This is a genomic window from Sneathiella sp. D3-11, from assembly GCF_055809395.1.
Genome location: NZ_CM147911.1, coordinates 1,822,879 through 1,837,286, shown reverse-complemented (window position 1 = coordinate 1,837,286; position 14,408 = coordinate 1,822,879). Strand labels below are relative to the sequence as shown.

Here is a 14,408-nt window from a genome sequence, read left to right as displayed (position 1 = left end):
TAGAACAGGATAAGTTCCGTGACCCAGCAACAGATGCGATTTACCTTCCTCAATTTTGGTCATTTTGTTGATCATCTGTTCATGCTGATCTTCGCAAAGGCGGCGTTTAGCGCGGGGCTCTATTTTGGCCTTGCCGAAGATGGCGCCTATGCAGAGATGATACCCTATGGCATCCCGTCGCTTATTCTCTTTGGTGCCGGGGCGCCGCTTGCCGCCTATCTTGCCGATAAATGGAATCGCGTCGGCATGATCACAGTCTTCTTTATCGGAATCGGCCTTTCCGCCATTGCCACCAGTTTTGCCCAGTCCCCGTTGCAAATTGCCATTGGTCTTGCGGCAATCGGGCTATTTGCCTCAATCTATCATCCGGTGGGTCTTGCCATGGTGGTTCAGGGCGGCGGCCGTGTTGGCTGGCGCGTTGGAATGAATGGTGTCTGGGGTAATATGGGCGTTGCCGCGGCCCCGTTGATTACCGGCTTTATCCTTGCTGACTATAACTGGCAATTAGCATTTATCGTGCCTGGCATTGTCGCAATCCTTACCGGCATTGGATTTTATATCTTTGCCCGGCGTGGCGGGGCACGCCCCCCGCCTTTCCTGCGGGAGAGAAGGATATCGTCGGTTTTGCGCCGGGGTGGAAACGGGCCCTTATTGCCATTGCGCTGGTCACCTCCGCTGGCGGTTTTGTCTTTGGCACCATGACATTCGTTATCCCCCGAATGTTTGAAGTCAGCTTGCCGGATGTGACCGAGAATGTGGCGACAACGGGTCTTCTCGCAGCGCTGGTTTATGCAATTGCGGCCTTTGCGCAGCTCGTGGTCGGTCGTTTGATTGATAAATACCGGATCAAACCAGTGCTGTTTATTATTGCGCTCGCACAGCCGATCCTGATCGGGATTATGGCGACGCAATTGAACTATGCGCTCTTTTTCGCAACCTTGCTCGCCATGGCGTTTGTCTTCGGACAGATCCCGATTACCGATACAGTTATTGCGCGTTATGTGCCCGATGGCTGGCGAACGAAAGTCATGTCGGTCAAGCTACTTCTTAATTTGGTGATTGGCGCGTTGTCATTGCTGGCAGCGCGATACATCCTGGAAGCGGGCGCTGGATTTTCAGGTGTGATTACCGTTGTTGCCATTGTCGCTATGTTGATCTCTCTCGCGGCGCTGGTTCTGCCGGGGCGTGTCCGCCGGTCCATTCAGCCAAGCGTCAGCCCGGCGGAGTAGACACGAGCGCCACCATTTGCTGGAAAATGGATATTGTGACACACTCTATGAAAAATAATAATAAGGGGAGTGATTATGGGTATCGATACAATCGTTCGGCCAAAACAACTATTGGCGCCGCCGGTCCGGCTGGATCCGGCGTTTGATGATCCGCAAGGGGTAATTGACCTGATCAAGAAGGGAAGCCCGTATAAAACCCTCTCCGCCGCCCATAAAGATGTCGGGGAGACGTCCGGCGGCTGGTTTCGCAATTTCTGGGCGTTGGGCGGTAAGGTCGTTTTTGATGGAGCGGAGCCTTTTTTTAATAATCCGCGCTTTATTGAGGCCGCAAAGACATCTTTCAAGGCTGAGGTGATCCGTCCGGTTGCGATGATGACCAACCTTAATCTGCCGGCAGAGGGACTGCCCGCCCATCAGGATCTGCCTTTCTTCAGGGGTGCGCAAAATCGCGAAGTGCCAAGTTGGATGCTGGCGCCGATGGGCTATTCCGGCCTGTTCCATAACTGGGCCGTCCCCGTCGCTTCAGCGATTACTTGGTTCTATGACGGTGAAGGCGGGGAATTCGAATATTGGCCAGATGGACTTGGTGCGCCATCAAAAACCGAGCGGCCGCCCTACAGTAATTGCAGTGTTCTGGCGGATAATGAATATATGTTCCACCGGGTCGGCAGTGTCGGCCCGACGGCAGAGCATCACCGCTATGATAACTTAGGTTATGACGCCACACTCACCTTGACGGAAGATAACAGCTGGCGGGTGGATGATGGAGGCAAGCCATTTGCAAAGCTTCCGTTTGAAGAAGTGCGACTTTCTGTGCTTTGGAAGGGCTATTGCTTCAAGAACGAGGCGGAAGCGGCGGCTTATGACGATCACAGTCATGACCTGAATTCGGACCTTATCATCGATATATTCTGTGACGATCTGACGGCGCGCGGCATTGCCGTCTCAAAGCCGGAGGATTTTTGGACCGATGCGGCCTGGAAAGAAGTAATAACCCGCGCCTATCCGGCACCAACGGCGGAAAACCCATAAGCGAATTTTGCGCTGCTATATTCGCCTTTTCCTGATATCATAGGAGCATGGCAGAGGACCTATTCGAGTTACAGCGGCGGGCCATTGCGTTACATGCCGCTTATCAGGCCGGCGATCTTGTGGAGATCCGGCACCTTCTTGACGACCCGCCGGGATTTCCCAACAGCCAGCAACCGTATGAACTGGGCTGCGCAGGAACCCCTCTCGAATATGCTTTCTGTTGGTCACCATCCTCTTTGATTCATGCGCTTCTCGATATAGGCGCGGATGTGAACTTCAGCGTGGAGGACGGTTTTCCAGCGCTCTTCACACTTTTAGAAACCGACAGGGAAGACAGGTATGAATTGTTAGCGCTCCTGCTTGATCACGGGGCTGATATTCACCAACGAGGCATCAATGACTGGACGCCGCTTCATTATGCGGTGGTCCAACGGGATTTAAAAGCGATAGAAATCCTGCTTGCGCGTGGCGCCGACCCGTGTCTCAAGACACGGATCGACGAGGGAACAACAGCGTTGGAAGAGGCGGTGCGAAACGGACTCGATAAGATAGTCGAAGTCCTGAAAAATCAAGCCCATGTTTGAGCCATGTCTCTCTATCGCTTCCCCGGAATTACATCGATAAATTCCGCCATGGCATTGCCCATAGCGACGAGCATGCCGTCCTGATTGTTCACCTCAACATCAAAAAGCAGCCAGTAACCTTTATCCGTTTTCTTTTTGCTTTGCAGGGTGACGACGGGTGTGATGGTATGGCCGAGCTGAACCGGCTTCAGCCAGCGTGTCTCCAGTCGCCGGTGAAATCCGCCGCGCGGGATCAACCAGTCAGTGAGCGTGCGGGTGATCAGCGCAAAATTTTGCATGCCATGCATGATAACACCGTCAAAGCTCGTCTTGCCGAACTTGTTTTTCATATAGTTGTCATCGAAATGTAACGGGTTGTAGTCAAGTGAGGCATCGGCGAAAGCCTGAATCGTGTCACGGGTAACCGTAAAGGGCCGTCCGGTGATCACATCGCCTTCGTTAACCTGGTTAAACTGTTCTTCTGCAGTCATTTTCTATTCCTTTATCGATCAAGCGGGACGGATGGTTTGGCCGCGGCCAGTACAGACAACTTCACCATGCTGGTTGGTGAAGGTGTTTTCATGCACGGCGAAGAGCCTGTCTTTCCGGATGAAGCGGTCCAGCGCGGTGCCGCGCATGGTAATGGTGTCGCCCGGGCGGATCGGTACATGGTAGGACCAGTTCTGCCCCGCATTGATGGTGCCAGGGGAACGCATCCAGTCTTCCGTGGTGGTGCAGGCGAACATCAACAGGATATGGATGGAAGGCGGCGCGATGATGCCACCATAAATGGTCGATTTTGCATATTCCTCGTCAAAATAGAGCGGATTATCTTCCCCGACACCCTTGGCATAGCGGGCAATGACCTCCTGGGTAAGCGTCACCGGCGTTGTGTCGCGCAGTTCGCCCGGAATAATCTGGTCCCAGGTTGCGCGTTTATCCACATCCTTCCAGAAATCAGTTTCAAAATTATCGAGATCCAAAATCGTCATACTGTCCCCCTCCTCGGGGTTGTTATTGGCGCCGAAGCGCGGTTTGCTAATATTTTCAGGCGGCGGGTGTAATACGGAATTCGACGCCGCAAAAATCGAACCCTGCATCTGTGACCGGACAGCCGGCTTCTTTTGCCCGCTGCTTCATTTCCTCCGGATTTTTTGCCGTAAGATCAATTGCGGTGAAAAGTTCTCGCCCTTGCTCTGTCGTATCGGTAAATTGAATATAACCATAATCAAGGTCGATCTCGCGTGTCCCGCCCTGTATCGTCAATGGCCGGTCGCAAATATGGCTCCAAAGCTTGGCGCGCGCCTCGGCACCGGGACTGGAGATTTCAATACCGAGAATATCGCCCGTTACATCCGTGCTGACATGTTTATGCCAGTCGTCTCCCGCCCATTCATAATGGCCGAGCATCGTATCATCACCATAATGGTGGTCGAATTCCATCATGGTGGCACCGGTCTGCTTGGGGTTGAGCTGCAGAAGGTCGGCTTTATCGTTACGCCTCTCGTAAATCGGGGCGACCCCGACCTCTTCGGCGAGTGTTTTATGCCGGACCATATCCGCGCAGTCGAAGATCGCCATATATCCGCCCCGGCCGTCGTTTCGGGCGAGAAACCGGTCAACGGCAGTGTTCTCTTTTGTCGGGGCGACAATCTCCAGAAAGCAGCCGTTCAACGCATACATGATATTTTCCAGCCCAAAATTGTCGAGCGTCGACCGGTGACAAACATCTAGCCCGAAAACATGGCTGAAAACCTGCTCTGTTTTAGTAATATCGGCGGCGGCCAGACAAATTTGCCGGAGCCGGACATAATTATTGGATGGCATCTTTCCTCCCTTTCCCTGGCGGGTCAGGCCGGTAGTTGTTGATTGTTTTTAACCGGCAAGATGAGTATTCCAAATTTATCGATGGAGGTAAAGGTCTGCGTCAAGGTGCTGTCACAGGACCCTCTTGTTTAGAGATCAAAAAATCAGTAGCAAATTTATCCGATACTGATAGGTTAAGGCCTTCAATTATCCGGATAATTCTTCGAGAGAATGACGAAAAGCCTTCCTTCCCCCATAACCCGAATGAGTCAGGCGATGATCGTTCTGGGGATTTGTGCCGCGTTGATCGTGGCCTTTGTGAACCTGCGCGACAAGCCGTTCATACAATTGATTGAGGGAAAACTTCTGGACTGGCGGTTTGTCTTACGCGGTCCCATCGCTACGGATCCGGCGATTGAACTCGTGCTGATTGAAAAAATATCGGACGGGGCAAAGGGGATTCCTGTTTCATCCGCTGATCTGGCAAAAGGGATAGAGGCCATCGCTACGGGCGGTGCGCGGATTGTTGTGCTCGATCCGAATCTACTGCCAATGAAGGTATCGGGTGCGGCGGCAGATGCCACGGGGGAACGTGATCTAGCGGCAGATCTGGCTCGCCTTGATAACGTGGTCATTCCCTATGTCTTTTCCATGACCCCGTCGTCCAACTCCCGTTCAGCCTTGCCGGTGGCTATTCAAAAAACGGCGTATAGCGTCTTCCGCAAGCGCGAATCTCCGTCGGTTAAACGACCGGGGGAAGCGGGTGGATATCTCGCACCGTCTTTGGATTTGCTGCAGAACGCCCTGCCGGGCCATATTATTCAAGAACAACAACGGACGCTTACCCGGCAATATGCCTATCCGGTCATTGGTTATGGTGGATCGTATTATCCATCGCTCGCCATGCAGGCCTATCGTCGCTGGGTCGATTTGCCGATGAAGGCAATAGAGGTTAATTTCGGGGAAAGCCTGACTATTGGCAGTCTCTATTTGCCGACAGATAACCAGATGCGCCTCGCCGTCAATTATCATGGGCCGGGCGGAAGTTACAAACGGACCCGCTTTTCCGATTTGTTGGACGGTAGTCTACCTGCAGATAATTTCAAGGACAAGCTGGTGCTGGTTGGACTTGCAGCTTCAGTCACCCCGGATAATGTGTCCACGCCCTTTGATCCCGCGATGTCCGAGGTTGAGTATCTGGCCAACGTGATTGACAATATCAACCGGATGAACCCGCTGGTTCGGTCACAACAGGTTATCGTCCTTGATATCTTGTTGCTGGCACTGACGGGGCTCTTTTTTGCTCTGGTGGCGGCTGCGCGGAGTATATGGGTTGTTCTGACCCTGGCGGTGATTGCGATGGTGCTTTTTGTCGCGGGGAATATTCAGGTCTTTATTCTCTTTAACCTATGGTTGGGGCTGAGCTTCCCACTACTCGCGATGATCCTGTGCACAGCGGTGCTGATGGCGGCAAAGCACGTCTCCAAGCGCCGTCGCGCGGCCCTTACAGAGGCGGAGGCGGCGGAAGAAGCGCAGTTCACTACCCCTTGGACGTTTGATCGGGTTGCCAAGGTGGTGGATGAAGAGACGCCGTCGCTGGAAGCGGGTGAAGATGAAAGTGATCCAGAGATCGAGCCGGACGAAAAGGGCGAGGCAAGCTTGCGTCTTAACGCTGACGAAGATGGAATAAAGACTCAGGAAGAGCCCCTTCAGGACGAAAGTGCCGCGACGAGAGAAGACAAGATCGAAGAAGCCGAGGAGATGTCTGAAGGACCCGTGGCAGATAATGTCTCTCCTTTCCCATCACCCAAACCCAAGCCCAAACCCAAACCCAAACCATCGCCGATAGAGCCAAGCCCATTGCCGGTTCCGCCTCCAAAACCCTCGTATCAATCACTACCGGAGGGCCCGAAACCAGCGGATTTGCCCGTTCCTGCGCAAAAACCCAAAAAACCTGCGTCCCTTGCCCCGATGATGGATACCTCTGCGCGCGGGGAGAAGGTCTCGCTCACCTCGACAGAGGGTATGGTAAAATCGCCTGCCGCCAATAACGAGTTTGAAGTTGCTGTGCTGTATATCAACATGGCTGGCTTTATGGCGCTGGCCAAGAGTTTTGGACCGACTCGTTCGGCGCAGTTCCTGCACGCACTCTTTCAATTAATCGAAAAAACAGTGGTCAAACATGGCGGGTTTCTGGAACAGTTCGGCGAGAAAGACGTTATGGCAATCTTTGGGCTACCGGATGAAAGCTCAGAGGATGCATCGAATGGTCTCCGGGCGGCGCGGGAACTGGCGTCTGTTCTCTCCGATTGGGGTGAGCAGCAGGAATTGCCTGCTGGCAAGTCGGCAGATTTCTGTATTTGTGCTGATTTTGGCCCTGTAAAAGCGCATCTTGACGGTGAAAGGGAAGATGCCAGGGTTAGCGTTTCCGGTTATACGATTGGGCTCGCAAGCAAGCTCGATAAGACGGTTGCCGCGAAGAATGCGGATGTTGTTGTCTCCGAAAAACTGATGACGAAAGTCAGCGAAACCGATCTTACCGGTCAGTTGAAGGATGGCTTTACGGAACAGCCGATGCAGCAGATTCCCGGTGCAGCAGAGACTATCGGTTTGTGGCGGGGCGAGTTCGGCGCCAGCTGACGGGGGGACCCGCGCGCTATTCAGCTTTTAGACGCGCGCTTTATGGCGGCAGCGAGCGTGTCGAAATCCCCGACTTCATTGGCGAGAAGCAGGACGAGCCGAGCATTGAGAGCGGCGGATTGGTCGAAATCCAATCCTTCATGCGCGGTCATCAGTAATTCATAAAAATCATCGCCATGTGGGTGCAGACGATCGTCCGTATTTAGCGTGTTGTTCATGATGTTGTCTCCAATGTAGACTTGCCTATGGCACGGGCGAGCGCAAATTTGAGGCTTTCGGCGCCAGTTCCGGCCTCGAATGCGGCGGCAATATGCTGGTCCGGGCGGATCAGATAGATCATGTCATCGCCATAATGGGCGGTCACACCGGGGTGATCTTCAAAATGCAAGGCTTTCACGCCGCCGGGCGCCGTCATTTTTGCGCGCCTGCCGACGGTGAGCAACATAAACTCGCCACCGAGTTTATTTAAAAGCCAGCCATTCTCCAGCGGCGCATCGGGGCAGGGGGTCCCGGGCGCGAGGCCCCGGGTTGTGTTCCGCGGGCTTTGAAGCGCGAATCCCTCGAGAGCGCAAGGAACCGACAAACGCCCCGAATTTACCAGACGGCGGGCGAAAGGGAGGTCATTCGCGAGGTTCAGCACAGCATCGCGAAAAACAGCTTCCATCTTCGATTTTGGAGTCATGAAGTTGGTTGCGCGGGAGGAATTCATGATATTTTCGCGGGCGCCGTGGCGCCGTTCTTCATCATAACTTTCGAGGAGTTCCGGCGCGGCTTCTCCCTTCAGGACAGCGGCCAGTTTCCAGCCGAGATTATCGACATCCTGAATGCCGCCATTACCGCCGCGCGCGCCAAAAGGGGAGACGACATGGGCGCTATCGCCGACAAAAATCATTCGACCATGAACGAATTTATCCAGCATGGCACAGGTGAAGCTGTAGACACTGACCCAGTCAATTTCAAACGCTCGGTCACCGACAATCTGTTTCAAACGGGGAATTACACGCTCTGGCTTTGCTTCCTCAGCCGGATCGGCACCCTGTTCAAGCTGTAAATCAATGCGGTAGATATTGTCCGGCTGCTTATGGAGGAGGGCCGACTGACCCGTATGAAAGGGCGGTTTGAACCAGAACCAGCGCTCTGGCTCATCGCTCTCGAATGGGGCTTCGGGCATATCCACATCGGTGATCAGGAAGTGCTCTTCGAAGGTTTGTCCATCGAAATTGAGGCCCATGCGTTGGCGTATTTGTGAGTTGCATCCGTCGCAGGCGAGAACATAGTCCGCGGCAAGATCATAGTTCCCTTCCGCTGTCTCGACATGCAGGGTAATTTCGTCATCGGCGATATCTTCGCCCGCCACCTTGCTGAGCCAACGCAAATCGATGAGGTCCGGGAAATCCGCAATCCGATCAACCAGATATTCTTCCACATAATATTGCTGGAGATTGACGAAGGCGGGCATTTTGTGGGCGTCATCGGGCAGGAGATCGAAGTTATAGACCTCCTGTTGTCCATTGAACAAACGGCCGACCTTCCAGGTCACGCCCTTTTCGAGCATCTTATCTCCGATGCCAAGGCGGTCGAAAATTTCCAGGGTGCGCTTGGCCCAGCAGATAGCGCGCGACCCAACGGAAACCACGTTGTTATCGTCGAGAATGACTGTGCGGATCCCCTGCAGCGCAAGATCGATGGCCATGGCCATGCCGATGGGCCCTGCGCCGACAATGGCAACGGGGTATTTTCCAGGGGTCTCGCCCTTCAGCTCCGGTGGCGTTTCAAATGAATATTCCCGGTTCTGATAGTGCATGTCTGGTTCATCCTTGCAGGGAGGCCCACATTTCCTTGTCCCGTTCCGCCGTCCAGATACGCGGGGTATCGATGCCCTGTGCCTCGTCATAGGCGCGGGCGACGTTGAACGGCAGGCAATGCTCATAAATGGCATAGTCGCCGAATTTCGCGTCACATTCGGCGCGAACCGCATCCCAGGCTTCTTTTAGCGTCCCGCCGCGCGCAACCACAGCAGCGACCGGGCGGTAGGTGCTTTCCACGAAATCGCGGGTGTTGGTGAGGGCGGCCGTCACCATCTTATCTCCGACAAGTGCATCGCCTCGCCCGGGTACAATGGATTTCGGGTTGAAAGCGGCAATGGCGTCGAGTGTGGTGCCCCAATCGTTGAAATGTCCGTCGCCGCAATAGCAGGCAGAGTGATACTCGACCACATCGCCGGAGAAAATCACGCCTGCGTCCGGCACATGGACAACTGTATCGCCCGCCGTATGCGCCCGGCCCAGATGCATCAGGTCAACGCGCCGCTTGCCGAGATAGACGGTCATCTTTTTTGAAAAAGTCATGGTCGGCCAGGTGAGGCCGGGAATGCTCTCATATCCTTCGAACAGGCGAGGGAAGCGTTCAAATTCGCTGTCCCAGTCTTCCTGTCCGCGTTCGGCGACCATGGCCCGGCATTTGTCGGAGGCAATGATCTCTTCTGCCTGATAGGCCGAGGCGCCAAGAACGCGGACGGCGTGATAATGGGAAAGGACGACATATTTTACTGGCTTGTCAGTAACGGAGCGGATTCGTTCCATCACCATATTTGCCATACGCGGTGTGGCCTGCGTGTCGATGACCATCACGCTGTCATCGCCGATGATGACGCCGGTATTAGGGTCGCCTTCTGCCGTGAAGGCCCAGAGATCGGGGCCTATTTCGGTAAAAGAGATGGTTTTTTCTTCCATGTCGCCTTGTGAAGCAAATGCTTTGCTCATGATAAATTTCCTCTAGATTTGTTATGCGCCAGTGGGCGTGTATTTTTCGACTTTTTGGTCAATCGCGCCGAAGATTGAGGCGCCATCTGCATCCTTCATCTCTATCCGCACGGTATCCCCGAATTTCATAAAGGGTGTGACGGGCTTACCGTCGTTGATTGTCTCGATCATGCGGATTTCCGCGATGCAGGAAAAGCCGTCCCCGCCTTCCGCAATTGATTTTCCGGGTCCGTCCTCCAGTTTGTTAGAAACCGTGCCCGAACCGATGATCGATCCCGCAGAGAGCGGGCGTGTCTTTGCCGCATGGGCAATCAGCTCGCCAAAATCGAAGGTCATGTCAATGCCCGCATTGGCCTTGCCGAAGGGCTTCCCGTTATAGTCAACAAGAAGCGGTAGATGCAGTCGTCCGCCATCCCACGCCCCCCAAGTTCGTCCGGCGTCACGGCGACGGGGGCGAAGGCACTAGACGGTTTGGAGTGGAGAAAGCCGAACCCCTTACCAAGTTCCGCCGGGATCAGGCCTCGCAAGGACACATCATTTGCAATCATGATGAGGCGAATGGCCGCTCGAGCTTGATCGATATTCGCGCCCATCGGTACGTCATCAACAATCACCGCGATTTCACCCTCCATATCGATGCCATAGGCTTCATCCGCCATCCGGATCGGGTCATGGGGCGCAAGGAAGCTGTCCGATCCGCCCTGATACATCAGCGGGTCAGTCCAGAAGGAGGGGGGCATTTCCGCGCCGCGCGCCTTTCGCACCAGCTCTACATGGTTGACATAGGCTGAACCATCTGCCCAGTGATAGGCGCGCGGCAAGTGGAGAATGGGCATTGCTTTCGCTAAATTTCTCTCCAATAGAAGCGTCACTTTCAAGCTTGTCCGCAATTTTCTGAAGCTTTGGAGCGGACGCCGTCCAGTTATCAAGGGCGGCCTGCAAATTGGCGGCAATGTCCGGTACGGCAACACAGCGAGAGAGGTCCTTCTTGACCAGGACCAGTCTGCCATCCCGGCTGCCGTCCCTTAAAGTCGCAAGCTTCATTTCTTTCCCTCAATGGTTCCGTCAAATTTCTTTTCCAGCCCGTCCCAGCAATTGATGTAATTCTTTTGGAGGCTGTCATGGTGGGCGGCGAACTCGGTGACGAGTTGCGGCAGGCGCGTCTCAAACATAAAAGCCATGGTGTCATCAAGTTTCTGTGGCGCAAGGGTAGCATTGCTCGCCTTTTCAAAGCCGAATGTATCCGGTCCATGCGGCAGCATCATGTTATGCAGGCTGATCCCGCCGGGCACGAACCCTTCCTCTTTCGCATCATACTGGCCTTGAATAAGCCCCATGAACTCGCTCATGATATTGCGGTGATACCAGGGCGGGCGGAAGGTATCCTCTGCCACCAGCCAGCGCGGCGGAAAAATAGCGAGATCGATGTTCGCGGTACCGGGCTCACCCGTTGGTGCCGTCAGGACAGTAAAAATCGACGGATCCGGATGATCGAAGGAGATAGATCCAATGGTGTTGTAATGACGGAGGTCATATTTATAGGGCGCATAATTGCCGTGCCATGCCACCACATCAAGCGGGGAATGCTCTATTTCAGTGACATAGAATTTCCCGCCCCATTTTGTTTCAATCCGGCAGGGTGTTTCCTTTTCCTCATAGGCGGCGACCGGGTATTGAAAATCGCGTGGATTGGCGAGGCCGTTCGCACCGATTGGGCCTCTTTCAGGCAGGGTCAAGCGCGGGCCGTAATTCTCACAGATATAACCGCGCGCCTTCCCGTCCATCAGTTCCACCCGGAACATCATGCCCCGCGGCAGAACACAGATTTCGAGCGGTGCCACCTCCAGAATGCCAAGCTCGGTGATGATCCTGAGTCGGCCCATTTCAGGCACCAGCAGCATTTCTCCATCCGCATTGAAGAAATAATCATCAATCATGTTGCTATTCGCAACATAGATATGGGCTGCCATTCCGGCTTGCGATAGCACGCTGCCTGCCGTAGTGATTGTCCGCATGCCTGCAATGAATGTTGTCGTGTCCTCCGGCAAGGGGATCGGGTTCCAGCGAAACTGACCGAGCGGCGCATCTTCATACACAGCAGGCGCGGATTTCCAGAGCGGGCGGTCGACGGACGTAAAATGCCGGACATGGCGAACAGAAGGCCGCATCCGGTAAAGCCAGCTTCGGGCGTTCGTCGCATTGGGCGCGGTGAAGGCGGTGCCAGAAAACTGTTCTGCATAGAGGCCGTAGGCGCATTTCTGGGGACTATTGCGCCCTTCTGGCAGAGCACCGGGAAGTGCCTCCGTCTCAAACTCATTATTGAACCCTGTCATATAGGCGAACGCCATAGGGACAAATCCTTGTTGATCTTTACGGTCTAAATTAGTAACATATGTAACAGTCTGGTCTGTAACTATCAAGAAAGATTTTTGATGAATCTCGTATTAGAGGAATTTCTTCCCTATCGGTTCAATCGTTTGGCGGAAACGCTCAGTCGTAACGCGAGTATCACATATAAATCGGAATATGGAATGAGTCGCCCGGAATGGCGGGCTTTCGCGCTACTCGGGCAGAAGGGTACCATGACAGCGACCGAGATTTCTCATTATTCAACCATGCACAAGACCAAAGTCAGCCGCGCTATCTTTGCGCTGGAGCAGAAACGCTGGCTTGTAAGGGAAGTAGACGAAAATGACCGGCGGCTGGAACGTATCTCCCTGACGGTACAGGGGCAGCAAGCTTATAAGAATCTGGTGCCCAAGATGCAGCGGATAGAGAATGAATTGATTGCGCGTCTCGGCAAGGATAACAGCGAAGCGCTCTTCAAGGGGTTGGCGGCCCTTGAAGAGTTGTATCTAGATAAGGAAACGGCGTCGCGCTCGCGAAAAGCCGGTTAAGCCTGCCAGACGACCGGAAAAAGATCGCTATCCAGAGGAGCCCCCGGCGGGATCATTGGATCGCGCAGCATTTTCTGTAGATTTGGTCTTGGATTATAAGTGACATCATGACCGGCCCAGCGCTGGATATAGGCGCGGCGGCGGACATTCGGTGTCCGGTTCGGTTGCGCCCCGTGCAGGGTCAGGCCGTGATGCAGCGTGCAATCGCCCGGCTCCAGCTCATAGGAGACGATATCATAATCCTCACGCGCGGCTTCTACATCCGGGACCTCTGGCAGTTCCTCCTCATACTTCTGATCAGGATCGAAGCTGATGGCGAGAAATTTCTTGCCCCAGCGATGAGAGCCACGCAAATACTCCACCGCGCCGCTTTCGAACGTAACAGGGTCGAGGGCAAGCCAAAGCGTTGCCACCTGATCGCCGGCGACGGGCCAGTATGTATAGTCCTGATGCCAGGGGGTCGGGGTGGAGGTATCGGGCTCCTTCACCAGAATCTGATCGAACAGTAAGTTGACTTTATTAGCCTTCAAAACCGAGGCGGCGATCTGTGATGCCGGGGAATTAAAAACCGCATCCTTGAACCCGTCGAGATGATGGCAGACGAAGGTATCCCCGAAAAAGAACCCGGTTGCCCCTTCCGCGTCGATGCTCTTGACCATGCCGGATGGGTTGGCAATATCCTCATCAATCAAATCGCGCAGACGCTCGATCCAGTCCATATTGAAAAACCCGCGAAGGCAGACAACGCCATCTTCCTGAAATGTCCTGATTTCTTCATCCGTGACCGATCGTGTGAGATTATTATTCATTTTTGCCTCAGAGTTGTATGCGCGCCCTTTGTCGTTAATATATACCCAAATCATGAGGAAGTGAAATGACCTCAACAGAACCATCGCCATCTTCCGCCGAAATCTGGTTTCGGACGCATGTTCTCTGGCCGGATGAAACCCTCCTCTGGTCGGGGCGGCCGAGCATTGTTCGCTCCCTCTTCTTTAATTTCTGGTTTTGCATTTGTGGTGCCTTTCTGACTGCCCTGCTCGTCGTTTTTGCTTGGGTGTCAGGCGGAGTGAGCGATCCACGCCTGCCCGAAATAACGCTGGCACTGGGGTCTCTCTGGCTTTTGCTGAGCCCGCTTCGCTACGGATGGCGGGCCCATCGCACCGCCTATTTCGTGACGGATAAGCGCGTGGTTATCCTGCGCAAGGGCTTGTTCCGGGTACATGAAACGGCATTTCTTGCCGGCGAGGTTTCCAACTTTCAACTCAAACGGCTTACCGGAAATCGCGGGGATATTCGTCTTCGGCTGAGCGAGGCGAAGGCACCAAACCCTTATCAAGATGACAAGGAAAAATATTTGCGGGGCCGGGCGAGTTGGTACGGCTCCGCTCCTTTTGTCATGTATAATGATGGCCTCTGGGGTGTCGATAATGTTTCTGTCGCGGCGGCGGCGATTCGCAAACTGACCTGATTACGGGGCCA

The 14,408-nt window shown here is 54.2% G+C and carries 15 protein-coding genes and 1 pseudogene; 7 read left to right on the top strand and 9 right to left on the bottom strand.

Annotated features, from left to right (window positions below):
• Positions 1-18 precede the first annotated feature (18 nt).
• From AC0L73_RS09445 to AC0L73_RS09430, 4 genes are all read left to right on the top strand, one after another.
• Positions 19-702, top strand: a complete 684-nt coding sequence (locus AC0L73_RS09445) for an MFS transporter (RefSeq protein ID WP_473655395.1) — start codon at positions 19-21, stop codon at positions 700-702.
• A complete protein-coding gene (locus tag AC0L73_RS09440) occupies positions 699-1,229 on the top strand; it encodes an MFS transporter (RefSeq protein ID WP_473655394.1) in 531 nt (176 codons plus the stop codon). Before AC0L73_RS09445 ends, AC0L73_RS09440 begins: the two co-directional genes overlap by 4 nt.
• A gap of 75 nt (positions 1,230-1,304) precedes the next feature.
• Positions 1,305-2,261 (top strand): hypothetical protein, encoded by a 957-nt coding sequence (locus tag AC0L73_RS09435; protein ID WP_227948466.1) that lies wholly within the window; start codon positions 1,305-1,307, stop codon positions 2,259-2,261.
• 47 nt (positions 2,262-2,308) lie between these two features.
• Positions 2,309-2,845 (top strand): ankyrin repeat domain-containing protein, encoded by a 537-nt coding sequence (locus AC0L73_RS09430; RefSeq protein WP_227948467.1) that lies wholly within the window; start codon positions 2,309-2,311, stop codon positions 2,843-2,845.
• Positions 2,846-2,856: 11 nt separating this feature from the next.
• Here AC0L73_RS09430 and AC0L73_RS09425 read toward each other — a convergent pair whose 3' ends face one another.
• From AC0L73_RS09425 to AC0L73_RS09415, 3 genes are read right to left on the bottom strand one after another with little or no spacing between them, the layout of a single operon-like run.
• Complete coding sequence (locus tag AC0L73_RS09425; protein ID WP_227948468.1) at positions 2,857-3,315, bottom strand: MaoC family dehydratase; 459 nt, start codon at positions 3,313-3,315, stop codon at positions 2,857-2,859.
• Positions 3,316-3,333: 18 nt separating this feature from the next.
• Positions 3,334-3,816 carry a MaoC family dehydratase gene (locus AC0L73_RS09420; RefSeq protein WP_227948469.1) on the bottom strand — a complete coding sequence of 161 codons (483 nt, stop codon included), beginning with the start codon at positions 3,814-3,816 and terminating at the stop codon, positions 3,334-3,336.
• 55 nt (positions 3,817-3,871) lie between these two features.
• Positions 3,872-4,651 (bottom strand): VOC family protein, encoded by a 780-nt coding sequence (locus AC0L73_RS09415; protein ID WP_227948470.1) that lies wholly within the window; start codon positions 4,649-4,651, stop codon positions 3,872-3,874.
• A gap of 210 nt (positions 4,652-4,861) precedes the next feature.
• Here AC0L73_RS09415 and AC0L73_RS09410 point away from each other — a divergent pair, with 210 nt between their 5' ends.
• Complete coding sequence (locus AC0L73_RS09410; protein WP_473655393.1) at positions 4,862-7,270, top strand: adenylate/guanylate cyclase domain-containing protein; 2,409 nt, start codon at positions 4,862-4,864, stop codon at positions 7,268-7,270.
• 20 nt (positions 7,271-7,290) lie between these two features.
• Here AC0L73_RS09410 and AC0L73_RS09405 read toward each other — a convergent pair whose 3' ends face one another.
• From AC0L73_RS09405 to hmgA, 5 genes and pseudogenes are all read right to left on the bottom strand, one after another.
• Positions 7,291-7,488: a DUF2783 domain-containing protein gene (locus AC0L73_RS09405; RefSeq protein ID WP_227948472.1), complete on the bottom strand. Its 198-nt coding sequence runs from the start codon at positions 7,486-7,488 to the stop codon at positions 7,291-7,293.
• Positions 7,485-9,074, bottom strand: coding sequence for an FAD-dependent oxidoreductase (locus tag AC0L73_RS09400; protein ID WP_473655392.1), 1,590 nt, complete (start codon positions 9,072-9,074; stop codon positions 7,485-7,487). Before AC0L73_RS09400 ends, AC0L73_RS09405 begins: the two co-directional genes overlap by 4 nt.
• 7 nt (positions 9,075-9,081) lie before the next feature.
• The gene (locus AC0L73_RS09395) at positions 9,082-10,032 is read right to left on the bottom strand and encodes an MBL fold metallo-hydrolase (protein ID WP_227948474.1); all 951 of its coding nucleotides are present in this window, start codon (positions 10,030-10,032) and stop codon (positions 9,082-9,084) included.
• A gap of 21 nt (positions 10,033-10,053) precedes the next feature.
• Positions 10,054-11,076, bottom strand: a pseudogene (locus AC0L73_RS09390) (fumarylacetoacetate hydrolase family protein).
• Positions 11,073-12,380 (bottom strand): homogentisate 1,2-dioxygenase, encoded by a 1,308-nt coding sequence (gene hmgA / locus AC0L73_RS09385; protein WP_473655391.1) that lies wholly within the window; start codon positions 12,378-12,380, stop codon positions 11,073-11,075. The pseudogene AC0L73_RS09390 and the gene hmgA overlap by 4 nt, the downstream one beginning before the upstream one ends.
• An 84-nt stretch (positions 12,381-12,464) precedes the next feature.
• Here hmgA and AC0L73_RS09380 point away from each other — a divergent pair, with 84 nt between their 5' ends.
• Positions 12,465-12,929 (top strand): MarR family winged helix-turn-helix transcriptional regulator, encoded by a 465-nt coding sequence (locus tag AC0L73_RS09380; protein ID WP_227948477.1) that lies wholly within the window; start codon positions 12,465-12,467, stop codon positions 12,927-12,929.
• Here the strand turns inward: AC0L73_RS09380 and AC0L73_RS09375 are convergent.
• Positions 12,926-13,738 (bottom strand): phytanoyl-CoA dioxygenase family protein, encoded by an 813-nt coding sequence (locus AC0L73_RS09375; RefSeq protein WP_473655390.1) that lies wholly within the window; start codon positions 13,736-13,738, stop codon positions 12,926-12,928. The two genes, AC0L73_RS09380 and AC0L73_RS09375, sit on opposite strands and share 4 nt — an antisense overlap.
• A gap of 65 nt (positions 13,739-13,803) precedes the next feature.
• On the opposite strand from AC0L73_RS09375, the gene AC0L73_RS09370 reads away from it, so the two are divergent.
• Positions 13,804-14,397 carry a hypothetical protein gene (locus AC0L73_RS09370; RefSeq protein WP_473655389.1) on the top strand — a complete coding sequence of 198 codons (594 nt, stop codon included), beginning with the start codon at positions 13,804-13,806 and terminating at the stop codon, positions 14,395-14,397.
• Positions 14,398-14,408: the final 11 nt, after the last annotated feature.